Annotated in this window: 18 protein-coding genes and 1 pseudogene; 3 read left to right on the top strand and 16 right to left on the bottom strand. The window is 46.8% G+C overall.

Annotation, left to right across the window (positions count from 1 at the left end; all coding sequences use genetic code 11):
- Positions 1-7: 7 nt before the first annotated feature.
- On the bottom strand, positions 8-2,245 hold the full coding sequence (locus OK023_RS02005) for a CS1-pili formation C-terminal domain-containing protein (protein WP_411569380.1): 2,238 nt from the start codon (positions 2,243-2,245) through the stop codon (positions 8-10).
- Between the two features lie 584 nt (positions 2,246-2,829).
- On the opposite strand from OK023_RS02005, the gene pfkB reads away from it, so the two are divergent.
- Positions 2,830-3,780 (top strand): 6-phosphofructokinase II, encoded by a 951-nt coding sequence (gene pfkB / locus OK023_RS01995; protein ID WP_317694526.1) that lies wholly within the window; start codon positions 2,830-2,832, stop codon positions 3,778-3,780.
- Positions 3,781-3,859: 79 nt separating this feature from the next.
- On the opposite strand, the gene tssL is transcribed toward pfkB, so the two are convergent.
- The 13 genes and pseudogenes from tssL to OK023_RS01930 all read right to left on the bottom strand — a co-directional run.
- Complete coding sequence (gene tssL, locus OK023_RS01990) at positions 3,860-5,212, bottom strand: type VI secretion system protein TssL, long form (RefSeq protein WP_317694511.1); 1,353 nt, start codon at positions 5,210-5,212, stop codon at positions 3,860-3,862.
- Positions 5,212-6,558, bottom strand: coding sequence for a type VI secretion system baseplate subunit TssK (gene tssK, locus OK023_RS01985; protein WP_317694509.1), 1,347 nt, complete (start codon positions 6,556-6,558; stop codon positions 5,212-5,214). Before tssK ends, tssL begins: the two co-directional genes overlap by 1 nt.
- A 3-nt stretch (positions 6,559-6,561) precedes the next feature.
- Positions 6,562-7,110 (bottom strand): type VI secretion system lipoprotein TssJ, encoded by a 549-nt coding sequence (gene tssJ / locus OK023_RS01980; protein WP_317694508.1) that lies wholly within the window; start codon positions 7,108-7,110, stop codon positions 6,562-6,564.
- A gap of 82 nt (positions 7,111-7,192) precedes the next feature.
- A complete protein-coding gene (locus tag OK023_RS01975; RefSeq protein WP_317694507.1) occupies positions 7,193-7,678 on the bottom strand; it encodes an Hcp family type VI secretion system effector in 486 nt (161 codons plus the stop codon).
- 181 nt (positions 7,679-7,859) lie between these two features.
- Positions 7,860-9,362, bottom strand: a complete 1,503-nt coding sequence (gene tssC / locus OK023_RS01970) for a type VI secretion system contractile sheath large subunit (protein ID WP_317694506.1) — start codon at positions 9,360-9,362, stop codon at positions 7,860-7,862.
- 15 nt (positions 9,363-9,377) lie between these two features.
- Complete coding sequence (tssB, locus tag OK023_RS01965) at positions 9,378-9,911, bottom strand: type VI secretion system contractile sheath small subunit (protein WP_317694505.1); 534 nt, start codon at positions 9,909-9,911, stop codon at positions 9,378-9,380.
- Between the two features lie 1,420 nt (positions 9,912-11,331).
- Positions 11,332-11,859: a fimbrial protein gene (locus OK023_RS01960; RefSeq protein WP_317694522.1), complete on the bottom strand. Its 528-nt coding sequence runs from the start codon at positions 11,857-11,859 to the stop codon at positions 11,332-11,334.
- 648 nt (positions 11,860-12,507) lie between these two features.
- Positions 12,508-13,035 carry a fimbrial protein gene (locus OK023_RS01955; RefSeq protein ID WP_317694525.1) on the bottom strand — a complete coding sequence of 176 codons (528 nt, stop codon included), beginning with the start codon at positions 13,033-13,035 and terminating at the stop codon, positions 12,508-12,510.
- A 376-nt stretch (positions 13,036-13,411) separates the two neighbouring features.
- Entirely contained in the window at positions 13,412-13,939 is a 528-nt protein-coding gene (locus OK023_RS01950) for a fimbrial protein (RefSeq protein WP_317694524.1), read from the bottom strand.
- Positions 13,940-14,719: 780 nt separating this feature from the next.
- Positions 14,720-15,247, bottom strand: coding sequence for a fimbrial protein (locus tag OK023_RS01945; RefSeq protein WP_317694522.1), 528 nt, complete (start codon positions 15,245-15,247; stop codon positions 14,720-14,722).
- 779 nt (positions 15,248-16,026) lie between these two features.
- Positions 16,027-16,554: a fimbrial protein gene (locus tag OK023_RS01940; protein WP_317694521.1), complete on the bottom strand. Its 528-nt coding sequence runs from the start codon at positions 16,552-16,554 to the stop codon at positions 16,027-16,029.
- Positions 16,555-17,198: 644 nt separating this feature from the next.
- Positions 17,199-17,795 carry a fimbrial protein gene (locus OK023_RS01935; RefSeq protein WP_317694520.1) on the bottom strand — a complete coding sequence of 199 codons (597 nt, stop codon included), beginning with the start codon at positions 17,793-17,795 and terminating at the stop codon, positions 17,199-17,201.
- 457 nt (positions 17,796-18,252) lie between these two features.
- A pseudogene (locus OK023_RS01930) lies at positions 18,253-18,617 on the bottom strand (IS4 family transposase); the annotation flags it as partial.
- 446 nt (positions 18,618-19,063) lie between these two features.
- Here OK023_RS01930 and OK023_RS01925 point away from each other — a divergent pair.
- Positions 19,064-22,333, top strand: a complete 3,270-nt coding sequence (locus OK023_RS01925) for a hybrid sensor histidine kinase/response regulator (protein ID WP_317694519.1) — start codon at positions 19,064-19,066, stop codon at positions 22,331-22,333.
- A 21-nt stretch (positions 22,334-22,354) separates the two neighbouring features.
- The gene (locus OK023_RS01920) at positions 22,355-23,005 is read left to right on the top strand and encodes a response regulator (protein ID WP_317694518.1); all 651 of its coding nucleotides are present in this window, start codon (positions 22,355-22,357) and stop codon (positions 23,003-23,005) included.
- 425 nt (positions 23,006-23,430) lie between these two features.
- Here the strand turns inward: OK023_RS01920 and OK023_RS01915 are convergent, their stop codons facing one another.
- Together OK023_RS01915 and OK023_RS01910 are read right to left on the bottom strand one after the other, a co-directional pair.
- Positions 23,431-23,928 carry a type VI secretion system baseplate subunit TssE gene (locus tag OK023_RS01915; protein ID WP_317694517.1) on the bottom strand — a complete coding sequence of 166 codons (498 nt, stop codon included), beginning with the start codon at positions 23,926-23,928 and terminating at the stop codon, positions 23,431-23,433.
- Entirely contained in the window at positions 23,912-24,733 is an 822-nt protein-coding gene (locus OK023_RS01910; RefSeq protein WP_317694516.1) for a type VI secretion system accessory protein TagJ, read from the bottom strand. Before OK023_RS01910 ends, OK023_RS01915 begins: the two co-directional genes overlap by 17 nt.
- Positions 24,734-24,742 lie beyond the last annotated feature (9 nt).

The raw sequence follows: 24,742 nt of genomic DNA, 5'->3' as shown, positions 1-24,742 counted from the left end.
CCTGTTGTTATCGTTGTGCCAAGACGGTCTGCGGCTTACAGACCACATCACCGACCCACTTCACACCCCGGGCTTTGCCCAGGTCGAGATCCACCTCACAAATCCCGTTATCCTCGGTAGTTAACGAAACGCTTGGGAAACGCTTATCGACATCCATAGAGAAGGCCCCCTGCGCATCCGTGGTTGTTTTTCCGATGTGGTTGCGTACTGCTGCATTAGCCAGCGCCTGGCCATTCTCGGTCGTCATTCGGCCGAACACCGTGACCAACTGCTTGACTTCTGGTTCATAAACGGCAATGTTCCCTGGATAGAGCGTGACATTACGGGTTCGCCCTTTCACGATGTCAAAACTGTCCATCGAGTTTTTATCATTCATCAGTTCAACCTTATATTGGGCATAAGGTGGTAGCGGAATAAAGTTATCAGCGCCGCTCAGGCGATAATTACGGCCATTGACCTGTGCGGAAAGCACCGCATTGTCAAGGATATTGGTTTTCACAATCACACCAGACTTCTCTTGAATACCGCTGGCAGCGAATTTTTTATCGCTGTAGGCGACAGAACCTCGAGCGGTGAGATTACCGTTGAGGTGGTTGTTATCGGGTCGTGAAAGGGTGAGCGTGCCCGTACTGTATTTGGTATCAAATGCAGCGTAGCCAGAAGCGGAATAGTCACTTTCACCGTTGTACTTATCTTTAACCAGCTTCGCCAGATTGAAGCCCGCAGAGGTGATAGCCGAATTTTCAAAGTTTTTGTTCGCTGCCAGATTGGCACGCACGTTACCATTGCTCGAAGAGACACCGGTACTCAGCCAGGCCGCCAGGGGTAACGAGAAGTCCAACGCGATATAGCGCTGATTGATACTGTTTGACTGGTAATCGTACTGATAACGCTGTATGCCCGCGCGAAGATTCACCGAACCGTAGCGTCCGGAAAACAGTGCCGTTGAATATTCAAGGTTGTTCGATTTGCTGCGATCGCGTTTATCTACGGTACGGCTCAGTGTGATTTGCCCTCCGCGCTCAAATAACCGGTTCAGGCTAAAAGTGCCACCATACGAATAGGTATCTGACTCGTAGACAGGCAGGCTATCGCCAATGTGACTTTTCTCACGGTTGGCCCACAACGAACCGAACCCTCCCGGCAGTAACGTACTGATGCTGAAAATATTACGATAGCGCCCACCTTGTGAAATAAGCCCTTGCCAACCCAGAGTGGCAGATTGGTTCACGCTCAGATTCACAGAGGTTTCGTTCACCACATGACGATCAAAGGTGTAGCTGGAGGTTTGCACCGCTAACCCTAAAATTACCGGTACGGAAGTGACCTTAAGTATTTCCGGTATCGACACCGCAGCCGCGCCTCCAGCCAGGTAAGTCTGGCGAGTACCATTGATAACGTTGGCGTCGTTGATGCGGTAGCTGCGCTTATCGTAATCCATATAGCCGCCGTAGAGCTGCCAACTGGTTTGATTAGCCTGAATATTACTGCCGGAAAAAGCTTTGTTGATGGTCTGACGCATCCGTGAATGGACTTTACCGTCAATCACCACCTCGACATCAACATCAACATCATAAATACCAAATGGCAAACGGCTGGTATCTACTTCAAAGCTCCCCATAGGGAAGTTCTGAATGTTCAACAGGCGCCCTTGGCGGTAAATGTGCACTTCCCCTGCACTGGGTAAAAAGACGGTGATTGGCGTCAACGAATACTGGTTATGATGGATCCGCGTGGAGGATTTGTTACCGTAAGTCAGGCCATAGACCTTACTGCTATTTAGTGCCGAAATACTGCCAATCGACTGTAGATTCCAGGTATCAACCATGCCTAATGCCAGGCGATGCCCGTTAATATCCCGCTCATACATTGCCCGATAAAGCTCCGTAGTTTGCTGGGCGTTCCCAATACCATAGAAGGAGCCATTCACGTTAAAGTGATGTTCAGCAATGCCAAAGGTATTATCAAGACTCAGATAACTATTAGTGGTGTTATCCCCCTGTTTTGCCTGGCTGTTGTATATACCAAGATCGTAGTTGAGTACCGAGCCGAAATTCGGCACCGAAGATGCGCCCAAAACACTTTGACGTGGAATGATGGCCGTAGACAGGCTTTTTTCACTCACGTCCAGCGTGAGAACAAACGAACGAAGATCCAGATTCAGCTCCGCATCAGGAGAAAGCTCAATACGAGTATTCTGATTGAAAAGACGGTCTTTCAGGCTGTCAATTACTGTTTGCGGCACCGATAGCGCTGATGGCCGGCTTTTCCCAGACCGTGTTTTTTAACGGATTCAGCCTGTTCAAAAAACGGGTAATCCACATCAACTTTCACCATTCGATACACGCTGTCAACAGGGTGATCTACAACACAATCAACACATTGAATACTTGACCGACTTTCGAGCCCCTTGATGCTGCTGTAAGGTCTCTTAAACATCCAAGATGGGTACTGGGAAAACGGACCAACACTCCGGTTGACAGTATTTTTTATACAATAGAGGACAGCTTACTTACTGCAAAAAGAGACAAAACCTTCAGTGCTACGCAAATAGTTTTGTATATACTTAAAGCCCGATGAATGTGTTAAGTATGCTGGCCTACTGAATAGGCTTCATTAATGAGACTCATGGTTTCCAAGAGTACAGATAGCTCTGTAGCAAAGGTGGCCAATTTATCAGTACAAACCAGTCAGAAACCGATTTGAATGCCACAAAGAGCCAGCCTGAATAAACGTTGAATACCTAACAGTAGCAATCGGCTTACCTGCCGATATCTGTTCTTCAACCAAATCAACAGAGTAAAATCAAAATAAGAGGGTTTGCCCATCATGACTCAGATTTTTACTTTAACATTATCCCCCTCTCTAGACAGTGCAACGACCACCGCAAAAATTTACCCTGAAGGTAAATTACGTTGCACTGTACCCGTTTTTGAACCTGGCGGTGGTGGGATCAACGTCGCTCGGGCTATCGTCTATCTTGGTGGGCAAGCCAGTGCAATCTTTCCGATCGGCGGCCCGACAGGCGAGCATTTGAAAGAGTTACTTGATCGTCAAGGCATTCAGACAGAAACCCTGAAAACTCAAGATTGGACGCGGCAGAACCTGCATGTCCATGCAGACAATAGCGGTGAACAGTTTCGCTTTGTTATGCCAGGCGCACGGATCAGTGATGCGGAATTTGAACAACTTGTGATGAAGGTACAAAAGATCCCCCAGGGTTCGATTCTGGTGATCAGTGGCAGTTTGCCGCCAGGTACCACGCTTGAAAGGTTAACGGGCTTGGTTAAGCACGCAAAGGCAATGGGATTGCGCTGTATCGTTGACAGTTCTGGGGATGCTCTCCAGGCCTGCCTGAATTTGGGAGGGCTAGCGTTGGTAAAACCCAATCAAAATGAGCTATCCGCGCTGTTCGGGCAAACATTGGCAGATCCCGATGATGTGCGCACTGCTGCACAAGAATTGGTGCAACGAGGTGGGGCAGAACGTGTGGTCGTATCGCTCGGCCCACAGGGCGCTCTTGCTGTCGACCGTAATATCTGCGTACAAATAATCCCGCCTCCGGTGAAGAAAATAAGCACTGTCGGCGCAGGGGATAGCATGGTAGGCGCGATGGCACTGAAATTGGCAACTGGCGCAGATCTAGTGGATATGGTGCGTTTCGGCGTGGCGGCAGGTAGTGCGGCAACGCTTAATCTGGGAACTCGACTCTGCTCACTAGCCGATACCCAACGTATGTATGACTACATTTGCAAGATTTCAAGTCGCTCAGCCAGTTAACCTACTAATACTAGGCTGAGCACCTTAATTTCATACAAGCACATTACTGCGTTATTAGCATGCAGCCAAGTGCCACAGCCTAGTAAGTTACAGAAATTTCTACACGACGATTTTGTGCTCGCCCTTCTGCGGTATCGTTACTGGCAAGCGGCTCACCCTCACCTCGCCCTTCAAAGCGGATGCGATCGGCAGGGATACCTGCCTGTTGGAGCAATTGCGCCACACTCGCCGCTCGTTTCTCCGACAACACCTGGTTGTTCGGTAAACCCGGACGGTTGATCGGCGTACTATCGGTATAACCCACCACCACCACGCTCCCTTTCACTCGCTGGATCTCCTCCGCCACGCGCTTGAGCACTGGCAACATCTCTGGCTTCACGCTGACGGCGCCGACCCTAAACATCGAGTCTCCCCGGAAGGTCACCTTACTGTTACCCGCCGTTTCATCAACACTCACCAGCTTTTGCGCTATCTCCGCCTTCAACAGTATCGCCAAACGCAATCGTTCCGGGGCAACCGGGGCACTGACCGGCTGAGCCTCAGGCTGACGCATCAGGGCCTTCATCTCTTCAAGCAGTTCACCTTGCGGCACCATCAGCAGGTATTTGAACGTGATAAAGCTGCTCACCACCAACACGCCTGCAAACAGCAGTGATACCCGCACCGGCACAAAAAAACGCTGCTGCTTCTTTACCTCACGCTGTGGGAGTGCATGTACTGACAGCGCCCCCACCGTGCTGTCTCGCGTGCTTTGCAACAGCGTCAGCAAACGTTGACGTATTTTCGTCAGTTGGCGTTCACCGTTTTCAATGATGCTGTAACGCCCTTCAAAACCCAGTCCCATGATGCGCAACAGGATTTCCAGAACATCGGCATACTCCTGTGGACTCATCGACAACCGGCCTACCAGCAGGAAGAACTTGTTACCGCCGTCGTTATCCCCTTCGAAGTGGTTGAGCAGGTTGCTCTGTGACCACCCCATGTCCATGCCCCAACGCCGGGCATGTGCCGCTTCATCCAGCGCCGTGCAGATACAGTAGCGGACTATCGCCATTTTCTTCCACGAAAGGTCCGCCTCGTCGCACACCACACTGAACAGCGTGATCTCATTCTTCAGGCTCTGCTTGAGCAGCGACGCCTGATCGCGGTCTTCTACCTCGTCAGGCATGTCACTCAGCGCACGTAACAGCGGCTCCGCGGCTTCAAGCAACGGGGTCGATGACGCCCGCACCGCGGCCACGCGCTGTTGCACACTCTCTCTACGCAGTTGACTGGCGTCATAACGGGTGCCGGCATCGTTACCGTATCCCCCTGTCGGGCTTTGGCTGTCCAGCAAGAAATGGCCCAGCGCTTGTGCATGGGGTTCGCTGGTGCTTTTTGGGGAAAACGCCGAGAAATCCCCGTTCAGGTTCGCTTCGCTGCTATCACTCATCAGTCTCTAATACCCCAGAGCTCCATTTTCAACCCAGGGAAGTTACCCGCCACGTGTGTGGCTATGGCCCCTGTGCTGGCAATTTTGTCCCAAAAAGGTTCACTCTTCATTAATTCGAAGTAGACGTATCCTGCCGTATAGGGGATTTGGCGCGGTGGCACCGGCAACGCATGGATCTCCAATCCCGGCAGGTGAGAACGCACCAGCTCGTGCAACTGCTGCGGTGCACTGAATTTGGCCTGTGCTGCGTACTGATGTTGCAACACATCCATCGGTAACTGCGCCGACACCGCCAATACCAGGCTTGAGAAGCTGCGCAATTCACCCGGGAGCATCGAAGCCGACCACACGCCGTTGCCACGCGGCTCCAGCGGGATCATCTGACCGGCACGGACCAGGATCTGGTTGAGCAGATCGTGGATATCATCCACCAACGGGCGGATCGACGGGTACAGCCGCGCATGGTCGTAGCCGGGCGCCGGACGCGGACGGCGGGTCTTGACCCGAATGAACGTTGACAGCTCACCGGCAAATTTGGCCAACTCCTGGTACAGCGTGATCGGCGGCAGTTCCGGAATATGCCGTAAATGGTCGAGTATCGGTTCGTATTTATTGAAGATCTGCAGCAGCAGGTAATCAACAATTTCCGCACTGGCGCTGGCTTTGCCGTCGCTGTTGGACAGACGCTGCGCCAGCATCTCGGCACGCATCTTGACCAAGCCATTTAGATGGGTCAACCATTCGGTCAGCAAATCATTGGCCGCGTAGCCCGTGACCGGCGGAATGTAGTCTTCGGTGTGCAGCAGTACGCTGCCATCCGGTTGTATCGCACGCACACGCGTTAATGGCAAACCAATCCAGGACTCGGTCATCTCAGTCTCCGAGAGCAATCGCAGGCGCAACTGCGCCAGTTGCACCGGTTTTGGCCCTTGACGAATGGCGTTGGTATCATTGAGTTCTGCTTCCTGCGCCTTGAAACGCGCCAATGAACTCAGGTCATACTCGTCAAAAATCGTTTCATCACTGTTATCTAAGCGTAGCGGGACAGCCAGATAAATCAACTTTCCCAGGTGATCTGGCGTGATGGTCAGCGGCTCTGGCAGGGCGGCATGGCCCGGCATATCAAACGGCGTACCGTCGGGCAACACACCCCGGCCGGAGCGCATCACCAGTTTGCCGTACGATAACGCTTCATTATCCACTTCGTATTGGGCAAATCCCCAGAAAAAAGGGGTAATGGTAGCAGCACGCTTATGGGCGTAATACTCGAGATAGCGTTCTTGTTGCTGGAAAAGTTGCGGACGAAGAAAAAGGCCTTCACTCCAGACGACTTTGTTTGTTCTCACGGCTTAATCCATTATTTTAATTGATGTAGTCAGATGTTCCATACGAACCAACATGTTAGGCTGCCAGGCATCATTGCTTGACCACCAGTTACTGTACCAAGGCGTTTCGGGCCTGGGTGGAATAATATAAAACACTCGCCATTCTGCTGCCGAAATGTCCCGGTACGCCGTGACCACGCCAATGGCAGTGGTTTCTTGATTAACCGGTAGCGTTATTTCTTTTTTTTCTCCGGGCACCATGATGGCGTCATAACTCTTGTGCGTCTGGTTTTTTGCCTCAGTGCCATCACTCAGACCAAAAAAATCACTAGCAAGGAATTCGTCACTTAACGTCAATTGATAGAGGGTAACGCGCACCGGACTCGGCTTGCCATTCTCATTAGGATTGACGTCCTTGGCGGTTTGTAATGTCACATGCACGCTCTGTGCACGGTTATCTGGAGGCGGTTTTGAACTGCAGGCGGTTAACCACAGAGCAACCAGTACCACCCACACGCTATGCCGCCGGCCTTGGTAACACGTCATGGTTTTTTTCAGGCATTTACTCGCCATTGTTGCACGCCTTATCCCGACAAATGCACGTAAACCCTACCACCCAATAAATGGGTGGCAGGGTAACAACAGACGACAATAATTAGCCGTGCAGGTTGGCTTTCACGTCATAGCTGGCAGAAATCACACCAGATTTATGACCTTCAGCATTCTGCATCACGTAATCTTGTGTCATTTTTGTGAAGGAGAAACGCACTTCTTCACGTGGACGGGTTTCGTCCTGGACAGAACCGGCCATCGCAACACGAGTGATAATCACATCGGTGAACTTGATGATCAGGAACTCAAGAGGGTCACCACCCGCTTTACGCACTACGAACTGGATGTTTTTAATGTGCTTGCCTGACAGGCAGTAGCTCAGCAGGTTAGGGCTGGCTTTATCCATGTAGTGTTCAAAACAGAAATCCGCTACGGTCGCTTTACCCGAACCACCGCCAGAGCCGCTGTGCATGTTAGAATGCTGTGACACATCCCAATTCCAGCCCAGTACCTGGATTTCGTTTTTATGAGTGGTATCTAAAGACTCCCCTTCAATACCGTCGATCTTAATAAACATATCTTGTGCCATAATATCCTCTTTTATGCACGTTAATTATATTTCCAATGCGTCCTCCTGGACGCTTTGAATGTCAGCAGCCCCGGTGCTGAAACCAGCACACAATGCTCCCTATACGGAGGGTAATGGAAACCATTACCTATCTTTTTTTACTACTACTGATACGCTGCTTGATAGCAGCGTTATCGGGTCTTTAAGCGACGTCTTTCACTGATGGCAGTTTAGCAACCATACGCAGAGAAACCGTCAGCCCTTCCAACTGGAAGTGTGGCCGCAGGAAGAATTTCGCCTGGTAATAGCCTGGGTTACCTTCCACATCCTCGACAACCACTTCTGCCGCCGCCAGTGGACGACGAGCTTTGATGTCTAACGAAGAGTTGGCTGGGTCACCGTCAACATAGTTCATTACCCAATCGTTCAACCAGCGCTGCATCTCGTCACGCTCTTTGAATGTACCGATCTTGTCACGCACGATGCACTTCAGATAGTGGGCAAAACGCGAACAGGCGAACAGGTACGGCAGACGTGCTGACAGATTGGCGTTGGCCGTTGCATCCGCATCGTAATATTCTGCCGGCTTCTGCAAGGACTGTGCACCGATGAAGGCAGCATAGTCGGTGTTTTTACGGTGTACCAACGGGATGAAACCGTTTTTCGCCAGCTCCGCTTCACGACGGTCAGAAATGGCGATCTCGGTCGGGCACTTCATGTCCACGCCGCCATCGTCGGTTGGGAAGGTATGGCACGGCAAACCTTCAACCACACCACCACTTTCTACACCGCGGATCAGGGTACACCAGCCGTACTCTTTGAAAGAGCGGTTGATGTTGACGGCCATAGCGTAAGCGGCGTTAGCCCAGGCATATTTGCTGTGATCTGCCCCATCAGTGGTCTCTTCGAAATGGAAGGCATCCACTGGGTTAGTCTTGATACCGTATGGCAGGCGTGCCAGGAAACGTGGCATGGCCAGACCGATGTAGCGTGAATCTTCCGACTGACGCAGGGAGTTCCAGGCTGCATATTCCAGGTTCTGCGTGAAGATTTTGGTCAGGTCACGCGGATTGGACAGCTCTTGCCATGAATCCATCTGCAGCACATTCGGTGATGCGCCAGTAATGAACGGTACGTGGGCCGATGCGGCCACTTTACCGATAGAGGCCAACAGATCCACATCAGGCGCGGTATGGTCGAAGTAGTAGTCCGCGACCAGACAGCCATAGGGTTCACCACCCAGTTGACCATACTCTTCTTCGTACACTTTCTTGAACAGTGGGCTCTGATCCCAGGCGATCCCCTTGTAGCGCTTCATGTTGCGGCGCAGTTCTTCCTTGGAGATGTCCATAAAGCGCAGTTTGAGCTTCTCATCTGTCTCGGTGTTAAAGACCAGGTGATTCAGGCCACGCCAGGCACTCTCCAACGCCTGATACTCGCTGTGATGCAGGATCAGGTTAATCTGTTCGGACAGTTTGCGATCAATTTCAGCAATGATCGAGGCAATGCTTTTATACGCATCGTCAGAGACCGTGACGCTGTTTGCCAACGCCTGCTCTGCCAGCGTTTTTACTGCGCCTTCAACGGCAGATTTAGTCTGCTCTGATTTGGCTTTAAATTCTTTCGTCAATAAAGAATTGAAGTCGTCAAAGCGGGTAACTTCCGCTGCCGGGCTCTGATTTACCTTAGTTTGCGATGTAGACATAATACCCTCTTTCACTTAGTCTTCCTGATCCACATTAGTATCGGCAGCCTTGGCTTCTTTAGGCGCGGATGCCAGTGCTTTCAGCAAGGATTGATCCTTGAGCAGTGCCATCACCAACTCTTCTGCACCGGCTTTACCGTCCATATAGGTTTGTAAATTTGCCAACTGGGTGCGTGCATCCAGCAATTGCGAGAGGGAATCGACCTTTTTCGCGACAGCGTCCGGCGAAAAATCACTCATGCTTTCAAAGGTGATGTCGACCATCAGCTGCCCTTCACCGGTCAGCGTATTCGGCACCGCAAAAGCGACACGTGGACGCATGGCCTTCATACGCTCATCGAAGTTATCGATGTCGATACTCAGGAAATGGCGGTCGGCTACCGAAGGGAGAGGCTCAAGCGGCTTACCGGATAAATCAGCCATCACGCCCATAACGAATGGCAGTTCAACTTTTTTCTCGGAACCGTAGATTTCCACATCGTACTCAATCTGCACGCGAGGAGCTCGGTTCCGCGCAATAAACTTTTGCGAGCTATTTTTACTGACCATAGTGCTTTCAATACCTTTAACTGATGTTGTCTTTTTTAAAGACTCAGAGACCACCCCGAGTCGACGGAATAATACTTTTTGTTGAAAAATAACCTGCATATCCCCCTTCAGTGATAGTGAAGTTCAAAGCCAGTAATATATTTACCAGTCCTGGGATTTACATTAGCGCTGGTATTTAGAGGGTAAACTGCCCTCAGCAGGAACCCTGTCACCAGCTAACCTTGCCGTTACTTTACTGACCGTCGCGCAAACGTCTCCCATTTGCGTAATCTGCGTTGTCCTTGCTCATTCATTTAACATCCTGCAAATCGATATCTATCCGCAAGATGTGCTGCTGCCCAGCACGCCAACCATATATCTGGTCATCCGTGCTCACCCAGAGTCATGATAGGGCATCAAGTGATGCTATTATCGTATACTCTCGGCTGTCGACCCGGGCATCTTGCTCATTTGCCAAGCACACACCAGTAGTCTCAGAGCGCCAGCGATGGTAGAAACACATCACCGATTACAGGGCTGGCAGCCATACCGCTTTTACGCATATCGAGACAGCCATTCAAAGCTGTTGTGCTAGCTAAGTTGCCAAACCCCACTTAATTCTTATCCTTCACCGCTGTAGCGTTACTGCTGGCATAACAGCAAACAACGTAAGTCAATTTGTTTGTTCCTATTGGCTACTATTGCCAACTTACAGAACCGGATATTACTATCGAGGCCACCGTTAAAAACAGCGTCTGTCTGTTGTCACAGCCCTTCGGTGACAAGGTGAGGAAAACGTTGACCCGTACGTTAATCAACGTTGTTAGTATAATCCATACTTTCGCTATGTTCCTAGCTAACACAAGAAAAGTATAAAATCCGCACCAAAAAGTATAAAACCCGCTCCAAGAGTAACTATACGCTCTCGTTACAGGCTGCTTGACGGATGGACCCAGGAAAATGCAATACAGTCAATAAAAAAATTAAAGCCTTATAAAACAGAATATTAAAATTTTAATTGTTATTTCTTTTCTGCTCATTTACCCCTGGCTAAGCGAATAAATATTGTTCTTGCAATACCCATTCGTCTTATTAGGGTTCAGTGACTGGCAACTTTTATATAGTGCTACCCAGTTTTAGTATCAGAGAAACTGCCTTTTAGCCTCTCTTTTCTGTTTTGACCAGCCTTGCGTTCGAGCACTTTTAACGAAATGCCCTATTTACGCTTCAAGTTGGTGAAAGTGACGCACAACGCCAACACACCGTGAACCCATCCATGGGTGCACGCATCCTTGCGCTAAATGGCCAGTAAACTAGCATCACTCTCACCTATTAACACGATTACGCGCTACTGTTCCATTTCATACCGGAGAGACTCTCCCCCCGGTATTCACTTTACCCAGCGGTTGCTAATAGCCCATCCGCTTACCGGGCTACGCGATTATGGGTAAGCCAGTACGTATGAAGCTACAGAAGTCACCGGACCAGGAGTGGTCACGCCTGTTGCGTAGTAACCACCAACATAAGTCATTGTTGCTTTTTGATTAACAACATTGAAGAATTCACCGGTAGAACCTACACGGATCTGCTTACCGTCGACGTTATACAAACGAACTTGAACTTGCTTAGCAGGTGTCGCTGCAGTTGACGCATTCACCAGGTTACCGGTCGTTGGGTCGAAAGCAGAACCACCAATCGCGTTAAAGTGTGCAGCAACCTGAGTAATGCTCGCTGGGCAGGCTTCAACATTGAGCTGGAACTCGCGAGAGCCTTGCTCAGCACCAGCAACGTTCAGATCCTGAGTAGGGATCTTTGGCAGTTGAACGATCTTGTTGATGCTGTCGCTAGAAATAGTACAGGTGTCAGCAACCAACTCACCGTTGAACGTTACTGTGCCGCTAGATACTGCGTTTGCGCCTACAGAAACAGCCATCGCCAATGCGCAAACAACGTGTTGAATCTTTAACATTAAAAATATCCTTAACAAACTACTTGGTTGATAAAAACTGGGAAGTCATGACGACTGATTAATGAGAAAATACGGCAGTGAACCCTATTTCCTTATGAGAGATTTCTTCGATAGACATTATATAGATGTCTTTGTCTAACGATATAAGGGAAACCTTAAAATTACTTTAGTAATGACATTCAGGTGACTTAAAACACAAAAAATAAAATCACTTTATTATATTTTAATATCGTAATACCACAATAGGCTTCATCACCCTATCTATTATCCATATTTCTGTACTTCGTGATATAAGGGAAACCTTAAAACAGTACAGTCGATATATTGTGTTTACTTTACGTACCGAAAATATGTGCACGCCTTAGGCTATGAGAGACCTCATCATCGTGACCCTATGCCGTCATACTTCAAGCTGCAGGAGACGGTGTTACCCGCCCCACCTGTGAGCTTCATCCCTTCAGGGGCAGTTCAAATCAGTTCTAGACCGATTTAAGCAACCTGCATCTTGAAGTAAGTTCGGTATTTACAAAATAATAATGTGAGTTACAGCGTTAAATCAGCAAACTTGAGAGTCCCTAGGAAAGTCTCTCCCCAGTATTCACTTTACCCAATGGTTCTAATAACCCATTCGCTTACTGGGCTAGACGATTATGGGTAGGCCAATTCGTATGAAACTACAGAAGTCACTGGACCAGGAGTGGCAGCACCCGTTGCATAGTAACCACCCACATAAGTCATCGTGGCTTTTTGATCAACAACGTTGAAGAATTCACCGGTAGAGCCTATGCCAATGGGAGTACCATCTACGTTGTATAAACGAATTTCAACTTGCTTAGCGGGTGTCGTTGCTGTTGACACATTGACAAGGTTACCAGTAACCGAATTGTAATCAGAAGCTACATTCGCACTAAAGCGTGCAGCAACCTGGGTAATGGTCTCCGGACAGTCTTCAACGTTGAGCTGGAACTCGCGAGAGCCTTGTTCAGCGCCAGCAACGTTCAGATCCTGAGTAGGGACCTTTGGCAGGGTAACGACCTTATTCACGCTATCAGCAGAAATAGTACAAGTATCAGCAGTCAACTCACCGTTAAAAGTCACTGTACCGCTAGACACTGCGTTTGCGCCTACAGAAATAGCCATCGCCAATGTACAGACAAAATATTGAATATTAGGCATTAAAAAATATCCTTAACAAACTATTGGGCTGAGAGAACTGAGAAGTCATAGCGACTGATTAATGAGGAAATACGGTGCTGAACCCGACTTATTGTGAGTCACTATCTCGATAGACATTGTTAAAACTTCTTCGCCTGCCGATATATAAGGAAGCCTTAAAAACAGTAAAGTAAATATATTGTTCTTACTTTAAATACTGAAAGTGAGTTCACTCATTAATAATGAGAGAGTCCCCAGACGAGATCATCCCGCTATCACTCTCACGTGTAACACGGTTACGCGCTACTGTTCCGTTTCATACCGGGAGAGACTCTCCCCCCGGTATTCACTTTACCCAGCGGTTGCTAATAGCCCATCCGCTTACCGGGCTACGCGATTATGGGTAAGCCAGTACGTATGAAGCTACAGAAGTCACCGGACCTGGAGTGGTTGCGCCAGTCGCGTAGTAACCACCAACATAAGTCATTGTTGCTTTTTGATTAACAACATTGAAGAATTCACCGGTAGAACCTACACGGATCTGCTTACCGTCGACGTTATACAAACGAACTTGAACTTGCTTAGCAGGTGTCGCTGCAGTTGACGCATTCACCAGGTTACCGGTCGTTGGGTCGAAAGCAGAACCACCAATCGCGTTAAAGTGTGCAGCAACCTGAGTAATGCTCGCTGGGCAGGCTTCAACATTGAGCTGGAACTCGCGAGAGCCTTGCTCAGCACCAGCAACGTTCAGATCCTGAGTAGGGATCTTTGGCAGTTGAACGATCTTGTTGATGCTGTCGCTAGAAATAGTACAGGTGTCAGCAACCAACTCACCGTTGAACGTTACTGTGCCGCTAGATACTGCGTTTGCGCCTACAGAAACAGCCATCGCCAATGCGCAAACAACGTGTTGAATCTTTAACATTAAAAATATCCTTAACAAACTACTTGATTGATAAAAACTGGGAAGTCATGACGACTGATTAATGAGAAAATACGGCAGTGAACCCTATTTCCTTATGCGATACTTCTTCGATAGACATTATATAAACGTCTTCGTCTAACGATATAAGGGAAACCTTAAAATTACTTTAGTAATGACATTCAGGTGACTTAAAACACAAAAAATAAAATCACTTTATTATATTTTAATATCGTAATACCACAATAGGCTTCATCACCCTATCTATTATCCATATTTCTGTACTTCGTGATATAAGGGAAACCTTAAAACAGTACAGTCGATATATTGTGTTTACTTTACGTACCGAAAATATGTGCACGCCTTAGGCTATGAGAGACCTCATCATCGTGACCCTATGCCGTCGTACTTCAAGCTGCAGGAGACTGTGTTACCCGCCCCACCTGTGAGCTTCATCCCTTCAGGGGCAGTTCAAATCAGTTACAGACCGATTTAAGCAACCTGCATCTTGAAGTAAGTTCGGTATTTACAAAATATTGCACTTCTGAAGCGTTTTTTCTAACAATTTCCTGTTTCTCTACTAGCTGAACGCCCGCAGGTACAAATGCGAGTTGCAACATTAAAGCGGCAAACGTGAGAGTTCCCAGACGAGATCATCCCGCTATCACTCTCACGTGTAACACGATTACGCGCTACTGTTCCATTTCATACCGGAGAGACTCCCCCCGGTATTCACTTTACCCAGCGGTTGCTAATAGCCCATCCGCTTACCGGGCTACGCGATTATGGGTAAGCCAGTACGTATGAAGCTACAGAAGTCACCGGACCAGGAGTGGTCACGCCTGTTGCGTAGTAACCACCAACATAAGTCATTGTTGCTTTTTGATTAACAACATTGAAGAATTCACCGGTAGAACCTACACGGATCTGCTTACCGTCGACGTTATACAAACGAACTTGAACTTGCTTAGCAGGTGTCGCTGCAGTTGACGCATTCACCAGGTTACCGGTCGTTGGGTCGAAAGCAGAACCACCAATCGCGTTAAAGTGTGCAGCAACCTGAGTAATGCTCGCTGGGCAGGCTTCAACATTGAGCTGGAACTCGCGAGAGCCTTGCTCAGCACCAGCAACGTTCAGATCCTGAGTAGGGATCTTTGGCAGTTGAACGATCTTGTTGATGCTGTCGCTAGAAATAGTACAGGTGTCAGCAACCAACTCACCGTTGAACGTTACTGTGCCGCTAGATACTGCGTTTGCGCCTACAGAAACAGCCATCGCCAATGCGCAAACAACGTGTTGAATCTTTAACATTAAAAATATCCTTAACAAACTACTTGATTGATAAAAACTGGGAAGTCATGACGACTGATTAATGAGAAAATACGGCAGTGAACCCTATTTCCTTATGCGATACTTCTTCGATAGACATTATATAAACGTCTTCGTCTAACGATATAAGGGAAACCTTAAAATTACTTTAGTAATGACATTCAGGTGACTTAAAACACAAAAAATAAAATCACTTTATTATATTTTAATATCGTAATACCACAATAGGCTTCATCACCCTATCTATTATCCATATTTCTGTACTTCGTGATATAAGGGAAACCTTAAAACAGTACAGTCGATATATTGTGTTTACTTTACGTACCGAAAATATGTGCACGCCTTAGGCTATGAGAGACCTCATCATCGTGACCCTATACCGTCGTACTTCAAGCTGCAGGAGACGGTGTTACCCGCCCCACCTGTGAGCTTCATCCCTTCAGGGGCAGTTCAAATCAGTTACAGACCGATTTAAGCAACCTGCATCTTGAAGTAAGTTCGGTATTTACAAAATATTGCACTTCTGAAGCGTTTTTTCTAACAATTTCCTGTTTCTCTACTAGCTGAACGCCCGCAGGTACAAATGCGAGTTGCAGCATTAAAGCGGCAAACGTGAGAGTTCCCAGACGAGATCATCCCGCTATCACTCTCACGTGTAACACGATTACGCGCTACTGTTCCGTTTCATACCGGAGAGACTCCCCCGGTATTCACTTTACCCAGCGGTTGCTAATAGCCCATCCGCTTACCGGGCTACGCGATTATGGGTAAGCCAGTACGTATGAAGCTACAGAAGTCACCGGACCAGGAGTGGTCACGCCTGTTGCGTAGTAACCACCAACATAAGTCATTGTTGCTTTTTGATTAACAACATTGAAGAATTCACCGGTAGAACCTACACGGATCTGCTTACCGTCGACGTTATACAAACGAACTTGAACTTGCTTAGCAGGTGTCGCTGCAGCTGACGCATTCACCAGGTTACCGGTCGTTGGGTCGAAAGCAGAACCACCAATCGCGTTAAAGTGTGCAGCAACCTGAGTAATGCTCGCTGGGCAGGCTTCAACATTGAGCTGGAACTCGCGAGAGCCTTGCTCAGCACCAGCAACGTTCAGATCCTGAGTAGGGATCTTTGGCAGTTGAACGATCTTGTTGATGCTGTCGCTAGAAATAGTACAGGTGTCAGCAACCAACTCACCGTTGAACGTTACTGTGCCGCTAGATACTGCGTTTGCGCCTACAGAAACAGCCATCGCCAATGCGCAAACAACGTGTTGAATCTTTAACATTAAAAATATCCTTAACAAACTACTTGATTGATAAAAACTGGGAAGTCATGACGACTGATTAATGAGAAAATACGGCAGTGAACCCTATTTCCTTATGCGATACTTCTTCGATAGACATTATATAGATGTCTTTGTCTAACGATATAAGGGAAACCTTAAAATTACTTTAGTAATGACATTCAGGTGACTTAAAACACAGAAAATAAAATCACTTTCTAATATTTGAATATCGTAATACCACAATAGGCTTCATCACCCTATCTATTATCCATATTTCTGTACTTCGTGATATAAGGGAAACCTTAAAACAGTACAGTCGATATATTGTGTTTACTTTACGTACCGAAAATATGTGCACGCCTTAGGCTATGAGAGACCTCATCATCGTGACCCTATACCGTCGTACTTCAAGCTGCAGGAGACGGTGTTACCCGCCCCACCTGTGAGCTTTATCCCTTCAGAGGACCGTTCAAATCAGTTACAGACCAATTTAAGCAACCTGCATCTTGAAGTTTGGTATGTACAAAATATGCGAGTTGCAGCATTAAAGCGGCAAACTCGAGAGTCGAACGTAAATAAGTATTAACTGGGGTGAGAAAAACAGCTAACATGCAGGAAACGTGAAGTATGATGAGTCTGCCATATCAATTATAACGAAGCTCAATACCTGCAACAGTATTTACTAACCCTGAAGTAACGTTTGCGGTTCCTGCATAGTAACTGGCACTGTAATGCTGGGTCACTTCACCACCGTTAGCCGGAATAACATATTGTTGAAAAGTGCTCGGATCATCAATACGCATCTGGTTGTTAAGCGTATTACGCAAACGTACCTGAACCCCCGCACTCATACCTACACCCGTAGTCACATTCTTCAGGTTACCGGTAGCGGTATCAGGGGCAATTCCGGTAGATACAAAATATAAATTGATATTCGTGTTTGCCGGGCAAGCTTTGAGCGCAATATTGAATTGCGTACTCCCTGCTTCACTCCCTTCACTTTGCAAGTTCGCCGTCGCTATTTTCGGCAATTGAACAACAGCATCATCCCCTTTGCCGTCAATACTTATTTCACAAGTATTTTCCTTGTAAACCCCAGTAAATTTGACAGGGATATTACAGTTGCCCTCTGCCTGACAGGTCTCAGCCAACACGGGGGTCACAAAAGCAAAATTAGCCCCAAGCAGAAAACCAGCTACCAGCCCAGCCTGTGGCCACTTTATTAAATGTTGCGCAAACATATTGCCTCCATTTGCGTAATCTGTGTTGTCTGTAAGGAGCAAAAAAGTACCGTACGAGTCGGTAGTGACGCAAACTTGTTGATCTTGTGTACCTTCCCTTTGGGATGCGGTATGAGGTGAAGATTGAACTCGTCTGCTTTCGGTATTATGAAATCGGCTTTGCCATATCCGCAGCCCATCAAGCTACGGTGATGTAGACCGCATTGCTCAGTACGGTTTTGATTTACCAAGCTTCTGGTAGTCCACTCAACCTGCACTTCGAGGTAATTGGGGGTACATCTTTTACACGCACCTTCATAACAGCCGCTATTATCTAGATTTCTGCACATGATGATATAAGCCGATCCTTAAAAACCTTTCAGACAGCTCAGAGATCCCCTCATTAACATCTTGTTCATAACGCCCCCTGCGTTTTCCGGCAAAAGGTGTGTTGATTGAAGAGAGCTGTGAACCTTTCCAGCAAGGGAGTATTGCGTCCATGCTCTGTCTTCAGGCTAAGCACCAATGTGGCGTGCCTCTCGGCGTCAAATTCGGTCCAATCCATGGACACGATAATGGCTTCGCGCTGCGCCACGATGAACGGCACCCAGTCGCGGAACAGGTCAGGCAGGTGAATAGCCGGATTGCTGAGCAGACCATCAACCTGCTTAATGGCGCATTTACGTTGGAGGCCGTTTGCCAGAGCAAGGCCGGAGCCGATGGCATGGAGGCGAGTGAACCACTTTAGATAACGCCGGTAGCTGCATTGCTGAGAGACCGAAGGTGTTTCAGGTGTATATTGGCACCGAAGACAGAATCAACAAAGCATGAAAGGTCAGACATGACGTGCTCCCAGACTAACGTCCTGAGAGCATTCTAAAACCAAATGTTAAAATTGAAAAATGAGAGGATATCTGAGTTCAGACAGACATTGTGTTATTTTAAAGTCAAGGCCTCGATCAGGTGGTGCACCACTACCGTCATACTACTGGTATGTGTCCCGCCACACTTCGAGTTTCAGCTTGAAAGATGATGAGGATAGACTACCTTTATACTGACATCACCCACTTTGAGTTACAGATAACAACAACGCCGCAGGGGCAAATCAAACCAAATTGGACTGTTTATTTGAGCACGTTGCTGTGTTGTTTGCCGCGCAGCACTGTTCATACTGGCCTTGTGCTCAAAATGACTGTCAGCGGCGCTTACGCGCAATCAAAGAGCACAGCCTAATAGGCTCCCCTTTATCTTTATAGGTGAGCGGCATATTCAACAAGAGCCCATAAGGTATGCTAGAGACTCCTTTCGTTAAAGTTACCAGGGCATTTCGTAGACAGAATCTGTTACTTTTTGTCTTGCTAACTATCACATTGCTCTTACTTACCATGCTATTTTCAGGTATGGTCCGCATCGTTAGCCATGAGCAGACCCGCTTGGAATTAGACTTTTCCACACTGGTTAAATATTCAGCAGAGCAAGAACGATTTTTACAACAATTGCACAATCATAATGAACCTTTGCTAACGGTTTCCGGCACAGTAGAGGAAATGTTCAAGCCGGTTGAAGTGAATTCAGATCGGCAGGAGCGTTTTTTTACCAGTCAACGATCGCCTGAACATACAGAATTTTCGTGGTCGTGCTCTACAGATATTGATTGTTCTATGCTATTTACTGAAATGTATCTCTACGGTGGATATATTGCAGATTTTTATTCTGTATTTTGGGCACCTTCATTCTTTCCTGAACCAGAAACTTATTATGTTTCCGCCAGGAATGATTTTAATATTACCGTGCCAGCTTTTAACGTATCAGAAAAAAACATTCTATATGATATAGATAATTTCAATAAAGTGATCAACGCTGTTCATTCTTATTTGGGGAAAGTGGCTGTACCAGATTGTAAACACATTGAAAATGATAGCAGCCATGATGTAATTTGGTTCAAAGATATAACATTACCGCGCAAATTGATTGGTCTGATCTCATTAGGAGAGTTCACTCCGTCAGCAAATCAGCCGACAATACAACCAGAATGTATGTATGCAGTAACCATTTTAGATCCAGTAAATATTAATATATTAGAAAGAACTATTTACCCCACTATCCAGAGCCGTTTTTGGCTAGGTCGTCATAAAAACCTTTGGTTAGAACACAGCAAATATGGCACCCTGATAGGGGAAGGTTCTGTACCAAAATTTGATAGGCAAGGTTGGCATATTACTCCAGATGGGGTTGTCTTTAAAGTTGTCGATAACTCCGGAACTTGGACAGGTTACTATTTTATAAGTTATGTGGATATGCTTAAGGATAACCGCTGGTTGCCCCTAAGCCTGTTTTTGCTTTTCTTAGTCAGTCTGATTACGAGTTTAGGCTATACAAGATGGTATGAACGCCGGGTACTTAAGCCGGCTCACATTGCACAATCTAACCTATTAGAAAGTGAAGCATTTAATCGTACACTAATTCAAACCGCACCTGTGGCACTTTGTCTTGTATCGCGTCATTCAGGCAGATTGATCTTTGCTAATGACCAGGCTCTGGCATGGCTAGAGATAGAGAATGGACAACACTTTAGTGCGAATAGAAACTCAAAGAAAATTATTAGCAAGCTATTGTCAACACATGGCGATGGCATGATCGAACAACTCGAAGTCTCGGCCAATCTCACGCTCTGTGTTGCTTATGCGCAGACACGATACAAACAACATGATGTGATGTTATGTGCTTTTACCGATGTGAGTGCCCGCGCAGAAATCGAACGTAATCTTATACAGGCTAAAACAGCAGCACATGAAGCAAATGAGGCAAAGTCCCTATTTTTAGCCACAATGAGCCATGAGATACGGACTCCACTTTATGGTGCAATTGGTACTTTAGAATTATTGTCTTTAACAAACTTAAATTCACAACAGCGTCAATATGTGGAACGAATAGAGATCGCCTCACAATCTTTAATGCAATTGATCAGCGATATTCTCGATGTCAGTAAAATTGAAGCTGGCCAATTACAATTAAACAATGTGGAGTTTGATCCTCGTGAACTGGTTCAACACTGTACAAGCACCTACTCTGCCATGGCTCATAATAAAGGGTTACTCTTATTTTCAGTCATTTCAATTGAGGTCCCTTCACTTGTACGAGGAGATCAGGCAAGAATAAAACAGATTCTAAATAATCTTATCAGTAATGCTATTAAGTTTACCGAATCCGGTTATGTAATCGTACGCCTTCATCTAGTAAATAACATTAAATCAAGCAGTTGCCTTTTATTTGAAGTTATTGACAGTGGTATAGGTATTGACCAAGCACTGCATAAAAATTTGTTTACCCCATTTTACCTGATTCATCCTAATAATTATTTGGTTAGCGGTGCAGGGTTAGGGTTATCTATTTGTAATCGTCTTGCAGAACTGATGGGGACCAAAATTCAACTTATCAGCGAATCCGGGTTAGGCAGTAAATTTTATCTAGAAATCGATCTAGAAACGATCTCTGATGACGGTCAAGGATCAGAACAGCCAAACCTGATCGGCTCTAACATTTTTGTACGTACTCCTCATCCACAATTAACCGATAATATTATCAGTTGGTTACAATTTTGGGGGGCTTGCGCAACGTCTGTCCTTGAACAATTGCGGGGAAAAGATGAGGAACAGATTCTTTTAGACATACAGAGTGAACCACAAAACCCCATTGTTGACTGGAAAGGCCATCAACTGGTGATCCCTCTTTATACTAAAACCGAGATTGCTGACGGTATCGACCCACACAATATAAAAAGTATCGGTTTTGGTATTCAGCAGATACTCCATGGCGAAAAATTAACAACGGTTGCATCTTCTATAGTTATGTTGCCGCAGTTCAACCTACGGGTCCTGGTTGCGGAAGATAACCCATTGAATCAAATCACCCTGCAAGGACAGCTTGAACGGTTAGGTTGTGAAGTTTCCTTAGCAAGCGATGGTGAGGAAGCCTTAGCTTTATGGGATATATCTTCTTATGACATTGTATTTACTGATGTGAATATGCCTTACCTGGATGGATATGGTCTCGCGCGTAAGCTTCGCTCGGAGGGCGTTAAAATACCGATCATCGGATTAACTGCAAACGCGATGCAGGATGAAGAAAAACGCTGTCTTGACGCAGGCATGAATGCATGGCTAGTCAAACCCATTGAACTAAAAGTTCTGGCCAAGGTACTGCATAAGCAAACGCTATCAAATACGCCACTTAATGAATCTTTGCATAACCTGAATCTGCAGCAACAGCTATTAGAACCTAGTGTACTGATAAAACATCGCTCTCTATTTATAAAAACAATGGAAGATGATTTATTACATTTAGAGCAAGGGATTAACGCAAAAAATACTAATGCTATAAATAGCATGTTACATCGCATGCGGGGAGCCTTAGTACTGGCAAATAAACATGAACTGGCTTCTGCAATAGAAACGTTAGAACAACACATTGCTACTTATGGATTGGATGAAAATGCAACACTTCGGATAGCCGCTATACTATCAGAAATACGTCAATTATTAAGTCACATTGCCACTTAAGCTGTAACAGAGGCTGGAAAAATGGAAAAACTACGCGTTGTATTACTTGATGATCATCAAGTCGTTTTGGCCGGTATGAAGGACTATCTTCAACAACTCCCGAACATTATTGTTGCTGAGTGCTTTTCAACATCTTCCGAACTTATACGCTACGTCACCGCAACACCACCAGATATTATTATTACTGACTATAATATGCCTAAAGATGAATCCTACCAAGATGGTTTGAAGTTCGTTGGCTATCTGGTGAGAAAATTCCCACAGATAAAACTGCTGGTGCTTACCATGATTAATAACCCATTGATCGTATCAGCGTTATATGATCTGGGCATAGCCGGTGTCGTTTACAAGCAAGATCCACTTAGTGAAATGCATGTTGCATTAAAGGCATTAAGAAACCACAAAAAATACTATCCCCCTTCTTTTACTGACAAAAATTCTGCTGAGAAAAAACCATCGCTTTTGCAGGAAAAGATTAATAGCCTTTCTCCACGCGAATTTGAAGTACTGAGATATTTTGTTGCCGGTGATTCCATTGCAAATATTGCTGAACGCCTTAATCGCAGTGCTAAAACAATTAGCTTGCAAAAAAATTCGGCGATGAGAAAACTTGAGATAGAGTCCAATCAGGAGCTTATTCAGTTTTTTACCTTGAATAATATTTTTGATTGAATAATAGGATATGTGAGGTACAACCAGATAACTTCAAGTTTAAGATGCAGACAGTAGTAACAAGTAGCACCCCGTCCATAGACCAATCTAAAAAGCGTTGGAGCAAGGCCCAAAATAAGAAAAAGCTCGCTTCATCTCCCCGTAGCTTGAAGAAGCGATGGATATTGAAGTGTGATAGGCTTAGAAAACTGAGTGGGGTCAAGCTGTGTGTCTCTAAACTGCCAGATGCCCTCACCGACTCAAAAGCCCATCCTCGGTGTTTGTCAGGCTTGAAGTGCAGCAAGAAGGGCTGGTAGCACTGAGCGCATGCAGTGTTGTTCGTTGCTCACTGCACCTCACCCCATAAATTGCCTGGTGCGATGATCAAATAATCACCAACAACGCTAACGCTCATATGCAGTTCATGGACACAACCTAAACCTATCTTAATTATTCAGCTTCACACTAGCACTGTCTGTTTCGATATCATAACGTGCACCAAGAGACAGATCGAACGGGTGAGGATCCCACGCGACCAAGCCCCGGATCTCAAAATTAATCACCCCGTTGCTTACCGGCGATTTTTTATCGCCATGCAGGTTGATAATAATCGATTCCGGCAGCAGACGCGGCTCGAAGCGCAACAACGCTTCACGGATCATTCGCTCTATTATGGTCCAGTTATGCGGGGTTGCATGTCCCCCAACTAAGGGGGATATGCCGAAGTTCAGTACCGATGAAGCCACTTCTCGGTGTCTGCCTGCAGTTAGACGACTCTCGATATTTGCTGTATTAAGGATATCGAAAATATTGCGCTGAACCATTGCACGCATGGCACGTATATCAAAATGATATTTGTCCCAGGCTTCGGTTTGCTGCCTCGGCTCATCATCCAGCAACCTGTCCCACAGACAGGGCAAAAATGGCTTACGCTTCGCCTTCATCGCCTACGGCTCCAAACTGTATCTCACCAGCCTCAAACACCGAATACTCGCCTACATTACTGATCCACATTTTGCGGCCTTGACCAATATAACGCCCTTCTCCTTGTTGCTGCCACGCCGTTTCCAGCCCGGTCTTGAACACGGTATCACTATCAGACTGCACCGGATAACGCGCAGGTACGTAACCATGCCAGGTCTTCCCATTAACCACTAGTTGCGCTGGAGCCCATACCAGATCCATTAAGCCCTGTGGTGCGCTGACCTTCAATAACTCAATATCGGCAAAAGGCACCCACCGGTAGCCACCTGCACAGATAAACTCGCAGATCGGCCCCAAACGTTCATCCCCGTCTGCCAACCATTCGAAGTCCCCAAGCATCTCACCATGCCCCGCCCGTGCAGAAGCCTCGTTGAGCGCCTGAGCTCGTTGCACTTCACCCTCAGCTTCCTGGCCTGCGGCGTATAGCGCATTTGCTCGTTGCAAAGACTCAGTCCACGCTGGCAGTTGCCCTTCCAATGAACCGGCCTCTCGTTCACCAGACAACACCAGCTCACGCATCCGCTCACTCAGCAACAGATTTTTATACAGTTCACTCTGCCGCTTCGATTCCGGCTCAATCTTTACCAAGGTATCCAACTGGCGCAAGGCACGGTCCCAATCCGCCTGGACGCAATACAGTTTGAACAGTTGCAGCCGTGCTTCAATACTCCCCGGAGAACGCTTAACCTCACTCACGGCCTGCAGCGTCCACTCATCAAGATCTACTGTTTCAGCACTGATAGTCACTGTGTTAGTTGTCGTCATAATCTTTCC

Source organism: Serratia sp. UGAL515B_01, assembly GCF_033095805.1.
In the GTDB taxonomy this organism is placed as follows: Bacteria; Pseudomonadota; Gammaproteobacteria; order Enterobacterales; family Enterobacteriaceae; genus Chania.
Note: the sequence above shows the minus strand (reverse complement) of the source record. Positions and strands in the feature narration are given on the sequence as shown.